We start from the raw sequence: 17,754 nt of genomic DNA, 5'->3' as shown, positions 1-17,754 counted from the left end.
TGAAGATGTGAAAACGCCCCCTGCGACGGGGGCGTTTCTTATTGCGTCGCGTGCTGGGCGAGCGCGTCTATATCGCCGGCCTCGAGCGCGGGGCGGGCATGCGCTATGCGTTCCGGGGACCAATCCCACCACGCGAGAGCGTTGAGCGCCGCGATCTGTTCAGGGGAAAAGCGCATCCGGACCACCTGCGCCGGATTGCCCGCCACAATGGCGTAATCCGGCACCGTCCCACGCACGACCGCGCCTGCACCGACGATCACCCCATTGCCGATCATGGCGCCGGGACAGACGGTCGCCCCGGTGCCGATCCAGACATCATGGCCGATCTGGGTGTCGCGCTGATCCGGCTGAAAGCCCGCGCGCGTGTCAGGGTCAAAAACCGTAAAGGGAAAGGTGCTGATCCCATCCATGGCGTGGTTCGCCGAACTGGTGATGAACCGCACCCCGTGGGCGATCTGGCAGAATCGGCCGATGCGCAACGTCTCTTGGCTGAACGGGAACAGATAGGGCGCGAGATGTGCGGCCCAATCCTGCGGCGGATTGAAATCCGAAGCGTAGGTATAGGCCCCGACTTGGAATCTCGGATGGTCAATCACATTGGCCAAGAACACGGTGCTTTGATGCGGCGTGCCGTCGGGCAGGGTGATCGGATGCACCTATTGGGCAGGGGGAAGCGAGAAGGGCATGAAACCTCCTTTGAAAACTGTAAAATGTCAGAGTTTCAAAGGTGCTGGTCCATCATCCCCTCCATCGGTCGACCGCAGTCTACCATATCCCCCCGCGCAGGCCAAATTCCTTTCAAGGAATTTGCAAATCTCTTGAGGAAGAGATTTGCCCCCGCCTCACTCGCCCGGACGTTTCAAGCTAAAGGTCTCGCGCACCACGGCGTAGTCGCGGTAACCCAGACGCGACAGCGGGTTAAAGCTCAGCACGTCGAACATCCCGTCCTTCATGCAGTCGTCGCGCATGTGAATGCCGGTCACTTCGCCGAACACCGCGAAATTCGCCGCGCCTTCGAGCTTGACGATCTGCGTCATCCGGCATTCGAGGTTTGCCGGGGCCGCCGCCACCCGCGCGCAGGCGATCGTGTCGCATTCGGCCTTTTCCAGCCCGGCCTCGACGAACTCATCCACCTCTTTGCGGTACTGCCCAGAGGTCACGTTCATCGCATCACGCATGGCGTATTCCACGATGTTCACGCAGAACACCCCGGTTTCGCGGATGTGCGCCACGCTGTCCTTGGTGTCTCCGCGGTCTTCCTTGGCCGAGGTCGAGCAGAACATCACCTGCGGCGGGACATAGGCGCAGGCGTTAAAGAACGAATACGGCGCGAGGTTGTCCTGCCCGTCCGCACCGCGGGTCGAGATCCAGCCAATGGGCCGAGGCGTCACGATGGCGTTAAAGGGGTTGTGGGGCAGGCCGTGGCCTTCGGACGGGCGGTAGAACATCCCGGTTCTCCTGTTTGCGCAAGGGTTTGCCCCGTGATAGGCGGTTCAGCGGCAGAATGCACGGGGGTTACGCTGTTCACGCTCGCACAGGAGACCGCGCAGGATTGGTGGGACGTCGAAGCGCTCTTCGACACCGCTTTTGCGCCGGGCCGGACGGCCTTGTCGTCTTATCGGCTGCGCGATGACGTGCCGCCGGTGGCCGCTTTGTGCCGTGTTGCGCGCGACGAACAGGGCCAGCTGGGGGGCGCGATTCGCTATTGGCCGGTTTTGGTCGGCGGCACGCCTGCCTTGCTGCTGGGGCCCGTGGCGGTGCACCCGATTGCCCAAGGCGAAGGACTGGGGGCCGCTCTGATCCGTGACACCATTGCGAACGCCGCAGAGCAGGGCTTTGAGCGGGTCCTGCTGGTGGGCGATGCGCCGTATTACCGCCGTTTCGGGTTTGCGCGCCTTGAAGGGGTGATCATGCCGCCGCCGACGAACCCTGACCGCGTGCTGGGGTTGGAACTGGTCCCCGGCGCGTGGGATGGCGTCCAAGGCGAGGTCACCCGCGCGGCTTGAACGCAGGCCAAAGCGCCCCACCTGTAAAGCAGAGGAGCGCCCATGACAGACCTGACCATCCCCATCGACCTAGAGGCCGAGCTCAAAGAGCTGGCGCGCCGTCACCGCGCGGCGAGCACCGTCGGCATGAGCGTTTTGAACTTGATTGGCGGGCAGGCCGAGAACCTCTTGGAAAAGCTGCCCGACAGCGCCAAGGATCGGCTGGAAGCCACCACGATCAAAGCGCTGGACGTCGCCCTGCGCGCGGCGCTGAAATCGCGCGGGGTGGTGCCGGATCAGAAATCCTGGCTGAACACCGCGTTGACCACCGCCATGGGGGCGGCGGGCGGGGCGGGAGGCTTGCCCTCGGCGCTGGCAGAATTGCCGGTCACCACCACGGTGCTGTTTCGCGCCATTGCGGGGGTCGCGGCGGACCACGGGTTTGACCCGTCAGAGCCGGACATCGCCAAGGAATGCCTGACGGTTTTTGCGGCTGCGGGCCCGCTGGCCGAAGATGACGGGGCCGACATGGCCTTTTTGGCGGCGCGGGTTTCGCTGGTGGGGTCGACCGTCCACGGGGTCATCGCCAAGATCGCGCCGCGGCTGTCCTACGTGTTGGGGCAAAAGCTGGCGACGCAAGCGGTGCCGGTGATCGGTGCCGCCGCCGGGGCCGCCACGAACTATGCTTACACCAGCTATTACCAGCAGATGGCGCATGTGCATTTTGGCCTTTTGCGGCTGGAACGCAGCTCTGGCCATCCGCGCGCCCTGTTGATCGACATGCTGCGCGAAGAATTGTCGATTTCCACGAAATCCGCCTTGATTCGTTAACCTGCCGTTAGGGTTAAGGTCATACAAAGTTTCAGTCCGGTGCAGAAAGCGGCCCGGACGACGCAAGACCAGCCCGTAACGGTTCGCATGCACGTCTAAAAGACAACGATATGCAGCACGGGTGAGAAGCGGTCGACTGTCGCACAGAATGTGTCGGCAATGTCCTTGGCTAGAATGGCTGAGGTGGCATGGACGTCAAAGACTTTACACCCGGTCCTCGGAAAAATTTCGAGGCCGGGTGTTTTGTATTGTGCCCCTTGTCTCGCGGCCCTTGCGCCCGCCACAGGGGCAATCAAGCCGACAGCTCAGACCGACAGGGACGTGCCGTTTTCGCGCAGATATTCCATCACCGCATGGCGCACCGATTGCTCGCCAGAGGCGCGGGCCTGGTCGATGACCTGTTTGATCTCTTGCAGCGAGTAGCGCATCAGCAGTGATTTCACCGGGCCGATGGATGCGGGGCGCATGGACAGCGTCCGGATGCCCATGGCCGCAAGGCAGATCGCCTCGATCGGGCGGCCTGCGTCCTCGCCGCAGAAGGACAGCGGCGTGTTGGTCGCCTCGCAGCGCATGACAATCCATTCAAGAAAGCTCAGGAACGACACGTTCAGCGTGTCATAGCGTCGCCGCACCCGTTCGTTTTCGCGGTCCGCCGCAAAGAAGAACTGCTTTAAGTCGTTGCCGCCAATGGACAAAAACTCCACCTCTTCGAAAAATCGGATCGAGGCATAGGCCAGGCTGGGGGTTTCCAGCATGGTGCCGACCTCCAGCTTGGACGGGATCGGATTGCCCAGACGCTTTTCGCGGGCGATGGCCTTGTCCATCTCGGCGCGGGCGGCGGCGAATTCCTCGTATTGCGCGATAAAGGGGAACATCACCGTCAGCGGGCGGCCCTTGGCGGCGCGGATCAGCGCCTGAAGCTGCATCCGCATGACGCCCGGACGGTCCAGCGCGACGCGGATCGCGCGCCATCCCAGCGCCGGGTTGGGCTCTTCTTGCGGCTTCATGTAGGGCAGAACCTTGTCCGAGCCGATGTCGAGCGTGCGGAAAATCACCCGCTTGTCGCCCGCCGCATCCAGCACACGGGCATAGAGCGAGGCCAGCTCTGTCCGCTTGGGCATTTGATTTCGCACGAGGAATTGCAGTTCGGTGCGGAAGAGGCCGACGCCCTCGGCCCCCGAGCTTTCGAGCGAGGGCAGATCGGCCATCAGCCCTGCGTTCATCATCAAATTGATGCGCTGTCCGTCGGCGGTGACGCATTCCACATCGCGGATCGAGGCGTAGCGTTCCTGCGCCTTGGCCTGCATCGCCATCTTGTCGGAAAAGGCCGCGACGACCGTCTCATCGGGGCGCAGGTGCACCACGCCCTGATCGCCATCCACAAGGATCTGATCGCCGTTCAGCGCCTCGTTGGTGATGCGGTCGGCGTGGATCACCAGCGGAATCGCCAGCGCGCGGGCCACGATGGCGGCGTGCGAGCCGACAGAGCCTTCTTCGAGCACCACCCCCTTGAGCGAATTGCCGTATTCCAGCAGCTCGCCGGGCCCGATGTTGCGCGCGATCAGAATGGGATCGGCCGGCATCTCCGAGCCCGTCTCGCGCCCCTGACCGGTCAGGATCCTCAGCAGGCGGTTGGACAGATCGTCAAGGTCGTGCAGACGTTCGCGCAGATACCCGTCGGTGACCTGCATCATCCGCGAGCGCGCCTGCGACTGTTCCTTTTCCACGGCGGCTTCGGCGGACAGGCCGCGGCCGATGTCCTCTTCCATCCGGCGCATCCAACCCTTGGAGTTGGCAAACATCCGATAGGCTTCAAGCACTTGGACCTGATCGTTGTCGGTGATCTTGGCCCCCGCCAGCATCTGGTCGACGGACACGCGCAGCTCGTCCACCGCGTCGCGCAGGCGCGCGCGTTCGGTGTCGGGGTCGTCGCCAACCATGTTGGTGACCACCACGCGCGGCTCGTGCAGCCAGACGTGGCCCATGGCGCTGCCCTCTTGGCCGGTGCCGCCGCGGAACAGGACCGCCTGCGTGTGCCGCGCCTTGAGCGCCGCGCCCTCGCCGACGAAAGCCCCCAGTTCGGCCATCTCGGCCAGCACCATGGCAACCACTTCGAGCGCGTAAACCTCGTCCTCGGAGAATTCGCGCGCGGTTTTGGATTGCACCACCAGCACGCCCAGCTTTTCGCCCAGACGCTGGATCGGGATGCCCAGGAAGCTGGAATAAATCTCTTCGCCGGTTTCGGGCATATAGCGGAAACCGGGCTCTGACGGGGCATCGGCAGAGTTCACCGTGTTGCCGGTGCGCGCGACGCGCCCCACCAGACCTTCGCCCAGTTTCATGCGGGTTTCGTGCACCGCTTCGGCGTTCAGACCCTGCGTCGCGCACAATTCAAGCGTGTCGTTGTCGCGGAACAGGTAAATCGAGCACACCTCGGTGCCCATGCTGTCAGCGGTCAGATGGGTGATCTTGTCGAGCCGTTCCTGCCCTTCGGCCTCTTCGGCCATCAGGTCGCGCAGGCGGCCCAGCAGCTTGCGGCTCTCGCTTTCCAGACCGTTGGTCATCCAAGTCCCCATACGTCAAATCACGCCCGTGTATAGGCGAGCATCGATCAGAAGGGGAGGGAAATTCCACAACCCCGCCGCGATATAGTGGCCCACATGGGGCGCGATGCACAAGATCGGCGCATCTTGGGGCGGAAAAGAAAAAGGGCGACCCGCGAAGGGCCGCCCTGTCATGCTGTCTGGCGTGTCCGCTTAGGCGGCTTTGTCCAGCCCAAAGGCGGCGTGCAGCGCCTGCACGGCCAGTTCCATGTACTTGCGTTCGACCAGCACCGAGACCTTGATTTCCGAGGTGGTGATGACCTGGATGTTGATGCCTTCGTTGGCCAGAACCTGGAACATCTTGGCCGCAACGCCAGTGGCAGAGCGCATCCCGATGCCCACCACGGACACCTTGCACACGTCGGTGTCGGCGCGCACTTCGGTAAAGTTGATGTTGCCTTCGGCCTTTGCCTCTTCCAGCGCTTTTTCGGCGCGGGCGACCTGGTTGGTCGGGCAAGAGAAGGTCATATCCGTGCGGCCCTCTTCCGAGATGTTCTGCACGATCATGTCGACGTTCACGCCCGCTTCGGACAGCGGGGTAAAGATCGCGGCGGCGATACCGGGGCGATCGGCGACCGACACCAGCGTCATTTTGGCTTCGTCACGGGAATGGGCCACACCGGCCACGACATTGCTTTCCATGATATCCTCCTCGTCACAGACGAGCGTACCCGCCTCGTCGGATTGTTCCTCAAAGCTGCTCAGAACGCGCAGTTTGACCTTGTAGCGCATGGCCAGCTCGACCGAGCGGGTTTGCAGAACCTTGGCGCCAAGGCTGGCCAGTTCCAGCATTTCTTCGAAAGAAATGCGGTCCAGCTTGCGGGCCTTGTCGCAGATGCGCGGGTCAGTGGTATAGACGCCGTCCACATCGGTGTAGATGTCGCAGCGCTCGGCGCCAAAGGCGGCGGCAAAGGCCACAGCCGTGGTGTCAGAGCCGCCCCGGCCCAGCGTGGTGATGCGGCCTTCGGGGCTGATGCCCTGGAACCCGGCGACCACGGCGACGCGCATGCCTTCGCCGAACTTGGCCATGATGTTTTCCGGCGGGATCTCTTCGATCCGGGCAGAGGCGTGGGCGTCGGTGGTCTTGACCGGCACTTGCCAACCCTGCCAGCTGCGGGCGGGCACGTCCATTTCCTGCAACGTCAGGGCCATGAGGCCTGCGGTGACGTTTTCGCCCGACGACACCACGGCGTCATATTCACGGGCGTCAAACAGCGGCGAGGTTTCCTCGACATAGCCGACAAGCTTGTTGGTCTCGCCCGACATGGCCGAGACGATGACGATCACGTCATAGCCTTTTGCGACTTCGACACCGACGCGTTTGGCGGCGCGGCGGATGCGGTCAAGCGTGGCGACGGAGGTTCCGCCGAACTTCATCACAAGAATGGGCATGGTGCGCCTTTCCTTCCAGATCGGCTCGGCCTTTAGGGCAAGGGGGGGCGGGGCGCAAGAGTGTTTGCCGCTTTGCTAAGCGTTAGCGCCGGTAATCGACCGCGTGCAGGCCGTTTTCGCGGGCCAGATGGGTTTCCTGCCCCGGCACGACGTCGGTGTTCTGGGCGCTGGTGGCCAGCCAGCCTGCGTCCGTGCGGATCAGCACAAAGGTCATGATGGTCTGCCGCGGCTGCGCGGGGGTGCCATCGGGGGCCGTTTGCCCGGTCAGGTGCAGGCGGGCGCGGACAATCGCGGTGTCGCCAAGGTCTTTGATCTCTGTCCGGCCGGGGCGCAGCGTCGTTTCGGCGAAAAAGCTGTCCAGCGCGTATTGGTGCGGCGCGGCGATCTTGTCCGGCCCGTGCCACCACAGGCCGGTCACGTTGACGAAATCCCCATCGGGGGTGAAGAGCGCGCCGATCGCGCTGCCATCGCGCGCGTGCCATGCCCTTAGAAAGGCGGGCAGAAACGCGTCCGGGGCGTCGATCATTCAGTTGGACTTGCGCGACGGCGTAAAGGGCAGGGGGGCGACGGGGATGCCCTCTTCGACCAGCGCTTTTGCCTCTTCGGCCTTGGCCTCGCCCCAGATCGGACGCTCTGGCGCTTCGCCAAGGTGCATGGCGCGCGCTTCGGTGGCGAAATTGCCGCCCACGTAGTCCGACGTCGTCTCGATGTGTTTCTTCATGGCGGCAATCGCTTGCTCTGCCGGGGATTTTTCCTGACTGAGAGGGGCGGGTTTGTCGGCCTGATTGACGCGCGGAGCCATCAAAGCCTTGTCCACCTTGGCCGATCCGCAAATCGCGCAAGCCACGTGGCCCGCCGCCTGCAACTTGTCAAAGGCAGAGGCGGATTGAAACCAGCTGTCGAACTGATGCCCTTCGGCACATTTGAGACTGTATTGAATCATTCTTAACGCCTGTTACACCGCGACGAATGTAAGCGTATTTCGGCAAGGTTCAAGCTTTGCTAACCCGCTGGTAGAATTTGAAGAAGCTTGTCCACAAGTGGCGCCAGATCGGTGTCTTGGCGCAGGGCCTCTTGGGCCGCGCGGCCCTGTTTTTCCTGGGTGTCTGTGGGAGTTAGCTCTGCGAGGGCTTGGGCGATTTGCGCTGGTGTCGCGGCCTGAATCGCCGCGTCGGTCTGGCGCAACTGGTCGAAGGACGCCCTGAAATTGCGCGTGTCAGGCCCGTGGATCAGGGCGCACCCAAAGGTCGCAGGCTCATAGGGCGTGTGCCCGCCGCGGTCGGTCAAGGTGCCTCCGATGAACACCCGCCCGGCCAGCGCATACCAGCGCGGCATCTCGCCCATCGTGTCGGCCAGATAGACCTGTTCGGTCGGCGGCGCGCCGGCGCTGCGCTGCGCAACACTTAGTCCGTGCTGCGTACACAGCCGCAAGATGTCGGCGGCGCGGCGCGGGTGGCGCGGGGCCAGGATGAGCCGCAGGTCAGGCTGGCTGTTCAGCGCGATTTTATGCGCCTCAAGCAGGATGTCGTCCTCGCCGTCATGGGTCGAGGCGGCCAGCCACGTCTGCGCGCGGTCAAATGCGAGGCCCAACTCTGGCGCGGCGGGCAGGTCGGGCGGCGTGTGGAATGACTTTAGGTCAACCGTGGGGCCAGCTGCTGATTTGGGCAGTCCAAGGTCGATAAGACGTTCTAATGATTGCAAATCCTGCGCCGACGCAAAGCTGACCCGACCCAAGGTGCGACGGATCAGGCCGGGAACGCGGGACCAGCCTTTTGCGGTGCTCGCGCTCATCCGCGCGCCCAGCATCACCACCGGGCCGGGGCAGGACAGGATGCGATGGGGCCAAATCTCTGTTTCCAGGGTGATATGCGCCTGCACGTTCCAGTCCCGCATCACGCGCGCGCTGACGCGGGCCAGATCGACGGGGGCGGGCAGGGCTGTGTGCTGCGGCAGCGGCCATTGCCGCGCCAGATCCACCCCGGTGGCCGAATTGCTGGTGATCACCCACTTCAGGTCCGGTCGCGCCTGCGACAGCGCTTGGACCACCGGCCAGCAAGAGGCGAGCTCGCCGTTCGAGGCGCCATGCAGCCAGATATGCGGGCCATTTTGCGCGGGGCTGCGCCCTAGCCGTGCCTTAACCGTCTCAGGGCCATGCTTGCGGCCCTGAAGCACCGCAATGATCGCGAAGAGGCTGATGAGAAGACGGTAAAGGATCAAGGGGCGCTCCGATGTGTTGCGTCGAAGTAGGCCGGGACACGGCGGTTTGGCAAGCACTGCTGCGCACAGATGAGCGGCGCATTTCGGTGTGAGCGGGGCGAGAGGGCGTCTTTTGTGGATAAGTCGAGGCTCACCACTTTTCCAAGGGCTTGGCGGGCAAGGCTACTGTGGATTGTTTCGGGCGCTTTGGCGCGTATGAGTTGCGCGTGTGGAAAAGCGGTATCGGTTTTACGACCTATTCTTCACACAAGTGCGTCTAATTCTGCAAAAAGTTGTATGAAGCCGATGTTTCCACAAATTTATCACGAGTTTTCGAGGGCTCGACCTGACAGTGCGGCCCTGCACCTGCCAAGCTTTCGCGACCGACGCTGTCGCGTTTAGGGAAAAGCCAAAGATGCCAGCAGCTTGCGAGCCAATCTTCAAGCAACACCGCAACCCGAGCCGTTAGCTCAAAATTCGTAAAACTTTTGAGGGAGTTTATGGTGCTGCTGGACAGGATTGAACTGTCGACCTCTCCCTTACCAAGGGAGTGCTCTACCACTGAGCTACAGCAGCGCCGTGGGGGGCGTTTAGCCCTAGGGCAAATCGGGCGCAAGTGGGTTTTTTGAAAAAAATCGCTTCAAGGCAAAAAATCGTGCATTTTTCTTGCGAAGGGGGAAAGCGGATCGGCTTATACCTCCTGCACAGACTGGACCCGTACATGTGGCTGGGGTAAACGCGCGCTATGGATCATAAGACTTCTCCCAAGGGCAAAGCAGCCCAGACCCGCGAGGACCGTCTCAAGGCGGCGCTCAAGGCCAATCTTGGACGGCGCAAGGCGCAGACCCGCGCGCGGGCGGCAGAAAAAGATGATTCCGAGCAGAAAAGTGACAAGGACTGACAGGCATGGATTCGATTTTGGTGACGGGCAACGGCCCTTTGAGCGGTGACATCCCGATCGCGGGCGCGAAAAACGCCTGCCTGACGTTGATGCCTGCAACTTTGCTCAGCGAAGAGCCGCTGACGCTGACCAATGCGCCGCGCCTATCGGACATTCGGACCATGACGGTGCTGCTGCAATCGCTGGGGGCCGAGGTGACCGCGCTGCAAGACGGCAAGGTGCTGGCCATGTCGTCGCACGGCCTGACCACGCAGCGCGCCGACTATGACATCGTGCGCAAAATGCGCGCCTCGATCCTTGTGTTGGGGCCGCTGCTGGCGCGTTTTGGCCATGCCGAGGTGTCTTTGCCCGGCGGCTGCGCCATCGGCGCGCGCCCGGTGGATCTGCACCTCAAGGCGATGGAAGCCCTGGGCGCAGAGATGGACCTGCGCGACGGCTATGTGCACGCAAAGGCGCCCGCGGGCGGGCTGCGCGGCGGCATTATCGAGTTTCCCTTTGCCTCGGTCGGGGCGACAGAGAACGCGCTTTTGGCCGCGACGCTGGCCAAGGGGACCACGGAAATCCGCAACGCCGCGCGCGAGCCCGAGATCGTCGATCTGGCGCAATGCCTGCGCAAAATGGGCGCCCAAATCGAAGGTGAAGGCAGCTCGACCATTACGATTCAAGGGGTTGAGCGTCTGGGCGGCGCGACCCACCGTGTCGTGACCGACCGCATCGAGCTGGGCACCTACATGTTGGCCCCGGCGGTGTGTGGCGGCGAGGTGACCTGCCTTGGCGGCACGATCAGCCTTGTCGAATCCTTCTGCGAAAAGCTGGATGCGGCGGGGATTTCGGTTGAAGAGACCGAAAAAGGCCTGACGGTCGCGCGCCGCACCGACCGCGTCAAAGCCGTAAATGTCACGACCGAGCCGTTCCCCGGCTTTCCGACCGATCTTCAGGCGCAGATGATGGCGTTGCTCTGCACCGCCGACGGCTCTTCGGTGCTTGAGGAAAAAATCTTTGAAAACAGGTTCATGCACGCGCCAGAGCTGACCCGTATGGGCGCACGTATCGACGTGCACGGCGGCACCGCGACGGTGCATGGGGTCGAGCGGCTCAAGGGCGCGCCGGTCATGGCGACGGATCTGCGCGCCTCTGTTTCGCTGATTCTTGCAGGGCTCGCCGCCGAGGGCGAAACCGTCGTCAGCCGGGTTTACCATTTGGATCGCGGCTATGAGAACGTCGAGGATAAACTCTCGGCTGTGGGCGCAAAAATTGAACGGATTCAAGGGCAATGACCGAAGACGCGCGTTTTGAAGACGGTGCAGAGCGCCCCCTGTACCTGGGCGCTCTGGACGGGGATGATTTGCAGGTGATCTCGGCCTTGGCGCAGGATGCTGTCCTGCCCGCGACCGAGATCAGCTGGCAGTCGGAAAAGCGCCGATTGGCCTTGTTGATCAATCGGTTGCGGCACGAAGATCTGCCCGCCGCCGCCAAGCGCGGTCGCCCCGCAGAGCGTGTCCAATCGGTGTTGGTCATCGACAACGTGCTTGGCGTGTCGAGCCAAGGCGTCTCTCGGGATTCGGACACGGTTCTTGCGTTGCTGTCGGTGGATTTCACGCCAAACGAGGCACCGGATGGCTTTGTCACCCTGACGTTTGCGGGCGATGGCGCGCTGAGGGCCAAGGTTGAAGCGCTTGAGGTGTCCTTGCGAGACGTCACTCGCCCCTACATTGCGCCATCCAAGCAAGCGCCCGACCACGGGGTATAGGATTTGCTGCAACCGCAGCATTTTAATCCATTTTTAACCTTCCAAGCTTAAGCCCTCATTAACGCACCAGGGGGCCTTATGTCATCAACCTACTATAAACTTGATTCAGAAGATCGGATCATCGCCGTTGGCGGAGTGTGGGATGACTTTGCGCGACGCAATGGCGGCGCTGACGTGACCTCGGATAAGGTCAAGGGCGCTTTGATCTGGAATGCCATGCACGGCAATGCGTTGCACGGCTATCTTAATGCGCTTTTCTTTGCTGTTCGCACATGGCAGCGCCCGATTTCCCTTCCGGTGCGCTGTGATGCGCCAGGGATGCCGCGATTTGATCAAATGACGATCACCCCCGGACCGGATGGGACTTTGACGGTGACCCATACCCCACTTGAGGCGCGGCAAGAGGGGCTCCAGCCGAGCCCTTGTTCTGATCCGCGCCGGAATAGCGTATGCTGTGCTGTGTGCGGCTGTCAGGTTGGGTCTTCTCACCTTCATGACGGCGACGATGCGGTCTGTCGGGGGTGCAAAACCATGGCCGTGCACGCGATTGATGCGATCCGTGCGCCGTTCGAGGTGCCCGAGGCGTTCTTGAACGCGTCCTGACAAGAGGGCGGCATTTGGTTCGGCGCAACCGCTTGAGGCAGGGCGACCTCCGCGCTAGAAGGCGTCAACCACAGGAGAGCGCCCATGCCCGTCTTTCTCGATACGACCCAATCTGACTTTGAAACTGCCTTTGCTGAGCTGCTGTCGGCCAAGCGCGAAGACAGCCCGGATGTGGATGATATCGTTGCGAAAATCATCGCTGATGTGCGCGCACGTGGCGACGAAGCGGTGTTGGAGCTGACCTCTAAATTCGACCGCTTGGATCTGAACCCCGAGGGGATGCGCTTTACCGACGCGGAAATCGACGCCTTTTGCGCGCAGGTGCCCGATGCCGAACGCGCGGCGCTGGAGCAGGCTGCGGAGCGTATCCGCGCCTATCACGTGCGCCAAATGCCGGAGGATCAGCTGTGGACCGACGCCGATGGCGCGACCTTGGGGTGGCGCTGGACGCCGGTATCGGCGGCGGGGCTCTATGTGCCTGGCGGGCTAGCGAGCTATCCCTCTTCGGTTTTGATGAACGCGATTCCGGCCAAAGTGGCAGGGGTCGAGCGGTTGGCCATCACGGTGCCGACGCCCGACGGTGCGGTCAATCCGTTGATTCTGTTGGCCGCGAAAATCGCAGGTGTGGACGAGGTTTACCGGATCGGCGGCGCGCAGGCCGTGGCCGCTTTGGCCTATGGCACACAGACGATCGCGCCTGTGGATAAGATCACCGGGCCGGGCAACGCCTTTGTCGCGGCGGCCAAGCGGCGGGTGTTCGGTAAGGTCGGGATCGATATGATCGCCGGCCCGTCCGAGATCTTGGTGATCGCCGATGCCGACAATGACCCGGATTGGCTGGCTTTGGACCTGATGAGCCAAGCCGAACACGATGAAAGCGCGCAATCCTTGCTCATCACCACCGATGCAGCCTTTGGGCGCGCAGTGGCCGGTGCGGTGGATAAACGCTTGGAAACATTGGAACGTCGTGCGATTGCGGGGGCCAGCTGGCGAGATTTTGGTGCTGTGATCACAGTGCGCGATCTGGACGAAGCAGCGGCGCTGTCGAACCGCATTGCGCCAGAACATTTGGAGCTGTGTGTGGCCGATCCGGACGCTTTGTCGGAAAAATGCACGCACGCGGGGGCCATTTTCCTTGGCCAATGGACGCCCGAAGCGATCGGCGATTACGTCGGCGGACCGAACCACGTGTTGCCCACGGCGCGCTCAGCGCGGTTCTCGTCTGGCCTGTCGGTCATGGATTTCGTCAAACGGACGACATTGGCGAAAATGACGCCGGATGCCTTGCGCGCTATCGGTCCGGCGGCGGAAACCTTGGCCAAATCCGAAAGCCTCGAAGCACACGGGCTAAGCGTGACGGCCCGCTTGGAAAAGCTTAACCGCTAAGCAAACTGCGACGGGCAAGGTCCTGAATATGTGTGATATATTCGGCCTGCGTCCAGCCGCAATCCAAGCGTAGATGCTCCCATGTGCGCAGGCTTAACAGGGCGCCAAGCAGATCGGTTGCCCGTTTGATCGTCAGTGTTTCGTGCAGATCTCCGTCGCGCGCGAGCGCCTCAATGGCCTGTTCACTCTGCGCGCGGAGGGTTGCGCTGCGAGCTTCCCAGGCGGCACACGCTTCGGCGTCGCTGTCGATCATGTCCAAGAGGGCTTTCCCAACGCCGTAAGTCTGTGGAATGGCGTTCCCGCAGGCTATGATCAGCTGCATGAGTCGTGCACGCCCGGTTTTTGCGCCGTCTGGCGCGGTGGCAAGCGTCAAACTTTGCGAGTCGACCCAGCTTGTCACGGCGACAAGCAATTCGGCCCTGTTTGCATAGTGTAAATACAGTGCTTGGCGGCTGATACCCGCAGCCTTGGCGATGTCAGACATGCGAATTTTCCGCGAAGGGCCGCCTTCCAGCAGATCCCGCGCTGCGATCAGAATCTTGGTTTTGGTCGTTTGTTCGTCGCTGGACATGGTGTCAATCCGTGCATGTTTTTGGTCGGAATGCTTGTCGTGATGCCAAGGGCGGTTTTGACACTGTGTAAACCATCGAAGTTAAGGAACTCTGACCGGTTGAGCGGGACTTGGCATGGTGTCTACAGGACAACACTGGGGCTTGACGCTTTGACAAGGTGACGTGACGACCCACGACCAAAGGCCAATATTGCCAAATCGAGCGTCCCCGCTTACAAAAATGCTGCACCTGCGAAAGAAACGCCATGACACGTATCGCGCATATCGAGTTGGATGATGCCAACCTGCCGCCTCCGACGCCGGAAATCGAACAAGAGCGCCGTGTCGCGATGTTCGATTTGATGGAGGAAAACAGCTTTACATTGCCGCCGCGCGATGACCGCCCGGTTCCCGCAGGGCCCTACAATGTGGGATTGTCGATCAAAGACAAGCGCTTGGTCTTTGATGTGATGACGGTAAAGCACGAAAAAGCGGCAGAGTTTCACCTAAGCCTCAGCCCGTTTCGTCAGGTCGTGAAAGACTATTTCCAGATTTGCAAAAGCTATTTCGATGCGGTGAAAACGCTTCCTCCGAGCCAGATCGAGACGATCGACATGGCCCGACGCGGCATTCACAACGAAGGCGCGCGAATCCTTCAGGAACGGCTGGAAGGTAAAGTAGAGGTTGACGACGCCACGGCGCGCAGGCTCTTTACTCTGGTCTGTGTGCTGCACTTCGGGGGCTAAGCTTGGGAAACCTGCCGCAATCGGTTTTGTTCTGCTGCGACCACAACGCAGTACGTTCGCCTATGGCGGAAGGGATCATGAAAAACCTATGCGGAACAGACACTTACGTTCAGTCCGTTGGCGTCGTTAATGATCTTGAAATTGATGGTTTCGCCATCGCAGTCTGTGAGGAAATCGGGGTCGAACTGTCTCGGCATCGTTCACGATCCTTTGAGGAAATGGAGGAAAGTGGCGAGACGCTTTCCGGCTTCGACGTCATCGTGACATTGTCCCCTGCGTCGCAGCGCCGCGCTCTGGAGCTGACGCGCTACTACCATCTGACCGTCGAATATTGGCCGATCATGGACCCGACCGGCATTGGCGAGACGCGCGAGCAAAAGCTGAACGCCTATCGTCAGACCCGTGACCAACTGATGAACAAGCTGCGGGAAAAATGGGGTGAAAGCTAGGACTTGCGCCGGACGGCGTTCTCGGATTTCCCTATGCGAAACATGATTTACGAACCGAGACCAACCATGCCCCAAGCCCCAGAAATCATTCAGCGCTATTTCGATGCCTTCAACGTTGGCGACACCGAAGGCATGTTGGCGCGCCTGTCCACGGATATCGAACATCACGTTAACGAAGGTCAAATCCGTGTCGGCAAGACGAAATTCGCGGAATTTTGCGCACATATGGACCATTGTTACAGTGAATTCCTGTCTGACATGGTCATTTTTGGTAACCATGATGACACGCGCGGCGCCGCAGAGTTCATCGTAAATGGGACCTACAAGGCCACCGACGAAGGCTTGCCCGAGGCGCATGGGCAGACATATAAGCTGCCCGCGGGCTCTTTTTTCTCGCTTAAAGACGGGCTGATCTGCCGCGTGGTGACCTATTACAACCTGAGCGACTGGATCAAACAGGTCTCGTGATGCGGGTCGAGGTTCTGACCGGCGCGGCGCTAGAGGCGACATTGGACGATGTTGCGCGCCTGCGAATCGAGGTCTTTCGCGCTTGGCCGTATTTGTATGACGGCGATTTTTCGTACGAGCGCAACTACTTGCAGACCTATCGTGACAGCGAAGGCGCGGTTCTGGTCGGGGCGTTTGACGGGGATCGACTGGTCGGGGCCGCGACCGGCACCCCGATGGAGGATCACGCCGACGACTTCGCCGCGGCTTTCGGAGCGGATCGCGATCTGTCGCAGATTTTCTACTGTGCCGAGTCGGTTTTGCTGCCGGAGTATCGCGGCCACGGCGTGGGTCACCGGTTTTTCGACCTCAGAGAATCCCATGCCCGCGCGCTGGGCCGTCAGTTTTCGGCGTTTTGCGGGGTTCAACGGCCTGCCGATCACCCGATGAGACCCGCATCTTATCAACCGCTTGACCCGTTTTGGCGCAAGAGAGGCTACGCGCCACTAGAGGGCGCGGTCGCCCACTTTACTTGGTTGGATGTGGGGCAAGAGGCGCCAACGCAAAAGCCGCTGCAATTTTGGATGAAACGCCTGGATGCGTGAAAAAGGTTGAATAAATGAAAGTCGCCACCGCAGCATATCCGTCTGAATACCTGAGCAGCTGGCAGGATTACGCGCGAAAGATCGAGGATTGGGTGTCTTCCGCCGCCGGGCAGGGGGCAGAGCTTTTGGTCTTTCCCGAATACGCGGCGATGGAGCTAAGTACCTTGTCCGGGCGGGATATTTCCCTTGATCTCAAGGCCTGTATTGACGCCGTGTCAAGCCGGATGCCCGACGCAGATTCGCTGCATAGCGACTTGGCAAGCAAGTACAACGTTCACATCCTTTCGGCCTCTGCGCCGGTTTTTGATGACAATTTTCCCGATTTGCCGGTGAATCGCGCCAGCTTGTTTACCCCGACGGGCGCGGTTGGCGTGCAGGACAAGCAGATCATGACTCGCTTTGAACGCGAGGATTGGGGGGTGCAGTCCGGCGGGCCGTTGCGCCTGTTCGATACCAGCCTTGGGCGGATCGGCGTGCTGATTTGCTACGATTCCGAATACCCTTTGCTGGGCCGCGCGCTAAGCGATGCCGAGGTGATCCTGGTGCCGTCGGTCACCGAAGCCTTGGCCGGCTATTGGCGTGTGCGCATCGGGGCGATGGCACGCTCCCTTGAAAATCAATGTGTTACGGTCATGTCTTCGGTTGTTGGCACCGCAGATTGGAGCGAGGTCATCGACGAAAGCGTCGGGCAAGGGGGCGTCTTTGGCCCGCCTGACACGGGCTTTCCGCCAACCGGCGTGATGGCAGAAGGCGGCCTGAACAAACCCGGCTGGACCTACGCCGAAATCGACCCAGCCGCCGTCGAACACGTCCGCCGCGACGGTGTCGTCCTGAACCGCCAACATTGGGACGAACAGCCCGCACGTGCACAAAAGGTCTCCGCCACACGCTTGCGCTAGGCATCTTAACACAATGCTCTTGAAAATTAGGTAGAACAGGCCCATATGCTTGGCTGCCCCGACTCTGAGCGGGGCGACCAACTAAGGAGAGACCATGGCCAAGGAAGATACGCTCGAATTTCCCGGTGTCGTGAAGGAACTCCTGCCGAATGCGACGTTTCGGGTCGAGCTTGAAAACGGCCATGAGATCATCGCACACACGGCAGGCAAGATGCGCAAAAACCGCATCCGTGTTCTGGCTGGCGACAAGGTTCAAGTGGAAATGACGCCTTATGATCTGACCAAAGGGCGGATCAACTACCGCTTTAAGTAAAGCGACACGCGATCCACATCACGTTGTTAAGCGCCGGGCGATTGCCTGGCGCTTTGCTTTTTATCGCGCAGATTTTAGGCAAAGAGCGGCCATCCCCG

Annotated in this window: 21 protein-coding genes and 1 tRNA gene; 13 read left to right on the top strand and 9 right to left on the bottom strand. The window is 61.3% G+C overall.

The window, feature by feature from the left end; all coding sequences use genetic code 11:
• Positions 1-38: 38 nt before the first annotated feature.
• The gene (locus tag B9A11_RS01330; RefSeq protein WP_234988702.1) at positions 39-656 is read right to left on the bottom strand and encodes a CatB-related O-acetyltransferase; all 618 of its coding nucleotides are present in this window, start codon (positions 654-656) and stop codon (positions 39-41) included.
• Positions 657-842: 186 nt separating this feature from the next.
• Complete coding sequence (locus B9A11_RS01325; protein WP_058246139.1) at positions 843-1,448, bottom strand: flavin reductase family protein; 606 nt, start codon at positions 1,446-1,448, stop codon at positions 843-845.
• A gap of 72 nt (positions 1,449-1,520) precedes the next feature.
• Here B9A11_RS01325 and B9A11_RS01320 point away from each other — a divergent pair, with 72 nt between their 5' ends.
• Both B9A11_RS01320 and B9A11_RS01315 read left to right on the top strand, forming a co-directional pair.
• Positions 1,521-2,006 carry a GNAT family N-acetyltransferase gene (locus tag B9A11_RS01320; protein WP_058246427.1) on the top strand — a complete coding sequence of 162 codons (486 nt, stop codon included), beginning with the start codon at positions 1,521-1,523 and terminating at the stop codon, positions 2,004-2,006.
• Between the two features lie 42 nt (positions 2,007-2,048).
• Positions 2,049-2,816, top strand: coding sequence for an EcsC family protein (locus B9A11_RS01315; RefSeq protein ID WP_058246140.1), 768 nt, complete (start codon positions 2,049-2,051; stop codon positions 2,814-2,816).
• Positions 2,817-3,121: 305 nt separating this feature from the next.
• On the opposite strand, the gene ptsP is transcribed toward B9A11_RS01315, so the two are convergent.
• From ptsP to B9A11_RS01285, 6 genes are all read right to left on the bottom strand, one after another.
• Positions 3,122-5,380, bottom strand: coding sequence for a phosphoenolpyruvate--protein phosphotransferase (gene ptsP / locus B9A11_RS01310; protein ID WP_058246141.1), 2,259 nt, complete (start codon positions 5,378-5,380; stop codon positions 3,122-3,124).
• 192 nt (positions 5,381-5,572) lie between these two features.
• The gene (locus tag B9A11_RS01305) at positions 5,573-6,811 is read right to left on the bottom strand and encodes an aspartate kinase (RefSeq protein WP_058246142.1); all 1,239 of its coding nucleotides are present in this window, start codon (positions 6,809-6,811) and stop codon (positions 5,573-5,575) included.
• An 82-nt stretch (positions 6,812-6,893) separates the two neighbouring features.
• Positions 6,894-7,337 carry a YybH family protein gene (locus B9A11_RS01300; protein WP_058246143.1) on the bottom strand — a complete coding sequence of 148 codons (444 nt, stop codon included), beginning with the start codon at positions 7,335-7,337 and terminating at the stop codon, positions 6,894-6,896.
• Complete coding sequence (locus B9A11_RS01295) at positions 7,338-7,754, bottom strand: DUF1178 family protein (protein ID WP_058246144.1); 417 nt, start codon at positions 7,752-7,754, stop codon at positions 7,338-7,340.
• A gap of 59 nt (positions 7,755-7,813) precedes the next feature.
• The gene (locus B9A11_RS01290) at positions 7,814-9,028 is read right to left on the bottom strand and encodes a 3-deoxy-D-manno-octulosonic acid transferase (RefSeq protein ID WP_058246145.1); all 1,215 of its coding nucleotides are present in this window, start codon (positions 9,026-9,028) and stop codon (positions 7,814-7,816) included.
• 480 nt (positions 9,029-9,508) lie between these two features.
• A tRNA-Thr gene (locus tag B9A11_RS01285) sits at positions 9,509-9,583 on the bottom strand.
• Between the two features lie 169 nt (positions 9,584-9,752).
• On the opposite strand from B9A11_RS01285, the gene B9A11_RS21550 reads away from it, so the two are divergent.
• The 5 genes from B9A11_RS21550 (at position 9,753) to hisD (ending at position 13,647) form a co-directional block, all read left to right on the top strand.
• Positions 9,753-9,908 (top strand): hypothetical protein, encoded by a 156-nt coding sequence (locus B9A11_RS21550; RefSeq protein ID WP_186009173.1) that lies wholly within the window; start codon positions 9,753-9,755, stop codon positions 9,906-9,908.
• A gap of 5 nt (positions 9,909-9,913) precedes the next feature.
• Positions 9,914-11,185 (top strand): UDP-N-acetylglucosamine 1-carboxyvinyltransferase, encoded by a 1,272-nt coding sequence (gene murA, locus B9A11_RS01280; protein WP_058246146.1) that lies wholly within the window; start codon positions 9,914-9,916, stop codon positions 11,183-11,185.
• Positions 11,182-11,658, top strand: a complete 477-nt coding sequence (locus B9A11_RS01275) for a DUF2948 family protein (protein WP_058246147.1) — start codon at positions 11,182-11,184, stop codon at positions 11,656-11,658. Before murA ends, B9A11_RS01275 begins: the two co-directional genes overlap by 4 nt.
• 78 nt (positions 11,659-11,736) lie before the next feature.
• On the top strand, positions 11,737-12,261 hold the full coding sequence (locus B9A11_RS01270; RefSeq protein ID WP_058246148.1) for a hypothetical protein: 525 nt from the start codon (positions 11,737-11,739) through the stop codon (positions 12,259-12,261).
• 84 nt (positions 12,262-12,345) lie between these two features.
• Positions 12,346-13,647: a histidinol dehydrogenase gene (gene hisD / locus B9A11_RS01265; protein ID WP_058246149.1), complete on the top strand. Its 1,302-nt coding sequence runs from the start codon at positions 12,346-12,348 to the stop codon at positions 13,645-13,647.
• Here hisD and B9A11_RS01260 read toward each other — a convergent pair.
• The gene (locus tag B9A11_RS01260) at positions 13,637-14,218 is read right to left on the bottom strand and encodes a TetR/AcrR family transcriptional regulator (protein ID WP_083499741.1); all 582 of its coding nucleotides are present in this window, start codon (positions 14,216-14,218) and stop codon (positions 13,637-13,639) included. The genes hisD and B9A11_RS01260 overlap by 11 nt on opposite strands.
• 245 nt (positions 14,219-14,463) lie before the next feature.
• Between B9A11_RS01260 and B9A11_RS01255 the strand changes: the two genes are divergently transcribed.
• The 6 genes from B9A11_RS01255 to infA all read left to right on the top strand — a co-directional run bounded on the left by B9A11_RS01255 (position 14,464) and on the right by infA (position 17,656).
• Positions 14,464-14,943 (top strand): UPF0262 family protein, encoded by a 480-nt coding sequence (locus B9A11_RS01255; protein ID WP_058246150.1) that lies wholly within the window; start codon positions 14,464-14,466, stop codon positions 14,941-14,943.
• Positions 14,944-14,945: 2 nt separating this feature from the next.
• Positions 14,946-15,392 carry an arsenate-mycothiol transferase ArsC gene (locus tag B9A11_RS01250; protein WP_058246151.1) on the top strand — a complete coding sequence of 149 codons (447 nt, stop codon included), beginning with the start codon at positions 14,946-14,948 and terminating at the stop codon, positions 15,390-15,392.
• A 66-nt stretch (positions 15,393-15,458) separates the two neighbouring features.
• Positions 15,459-15,860: a ketosteroid isomerase-related protein gene (locus B9A11_RS01245; protein WP_058246152.1), complete on the top strand. Its 402-nt coding sequence runs from the start codon at positions 15,459-15,461 to the stop codon at positions 15,858-15,860.
• Complete coding sequence (locus tag B9A11_RS01240) at positions 15,860-16,444, top strand: GNAT family N-acetyltransferase (protein ID WP_058246153.1); 585 nt, start codon at positions 15,860-15,862, stop codon at positions 16,442-16,444. The genes B9A11_RS01245 and B9A11_RS01240 overlap by 1 nt, the downstream gene beginning before the upstream one ends.
• Before the next feature lie 14 nt (positions 16,445-16,458).
• The gene (locus B9A11_RS01235) at positions 16,459-17,343 is read left to right on the top strand and encodes a carbon-nitrogen hydrolase family protein (protein ID WP_058246154.1); all 885 of its coding nucleotides are present in this window, start codon (positions 16,459-16,461) and stop codon (positions 17,341-17,343) included.
• Between the two features lie 94 nt (positions 17,344-17,437).
• Entirely contained in the window at positions 17,438-17,656 is a 219-nt protein-coding gene (infA, locus tag B9A11_RS01230) for a translation initiation factor IF-1 (RefSeq protein WP_005978431.1), read from the top strand.
• Positions 17,657-17,754 lie beyond the last annotated feature (98 nt).

Origin of the sequence: Tropicibacter naphthalenivorans (assembly GCF_900176475.1) — a bacterium.
Classification (GTDB): Bacteria; Pseudomonadota; Alphaproteobacteria; order Rhodobacterales; family Rhodobacteraceae; genus Tropicibacter; species Tropicibacter naphthalenivorans.
Note: the sequence above shows the minus strand (reverse complement) of the source record. Positions and strands in the feature narration are given on the sequence as shown.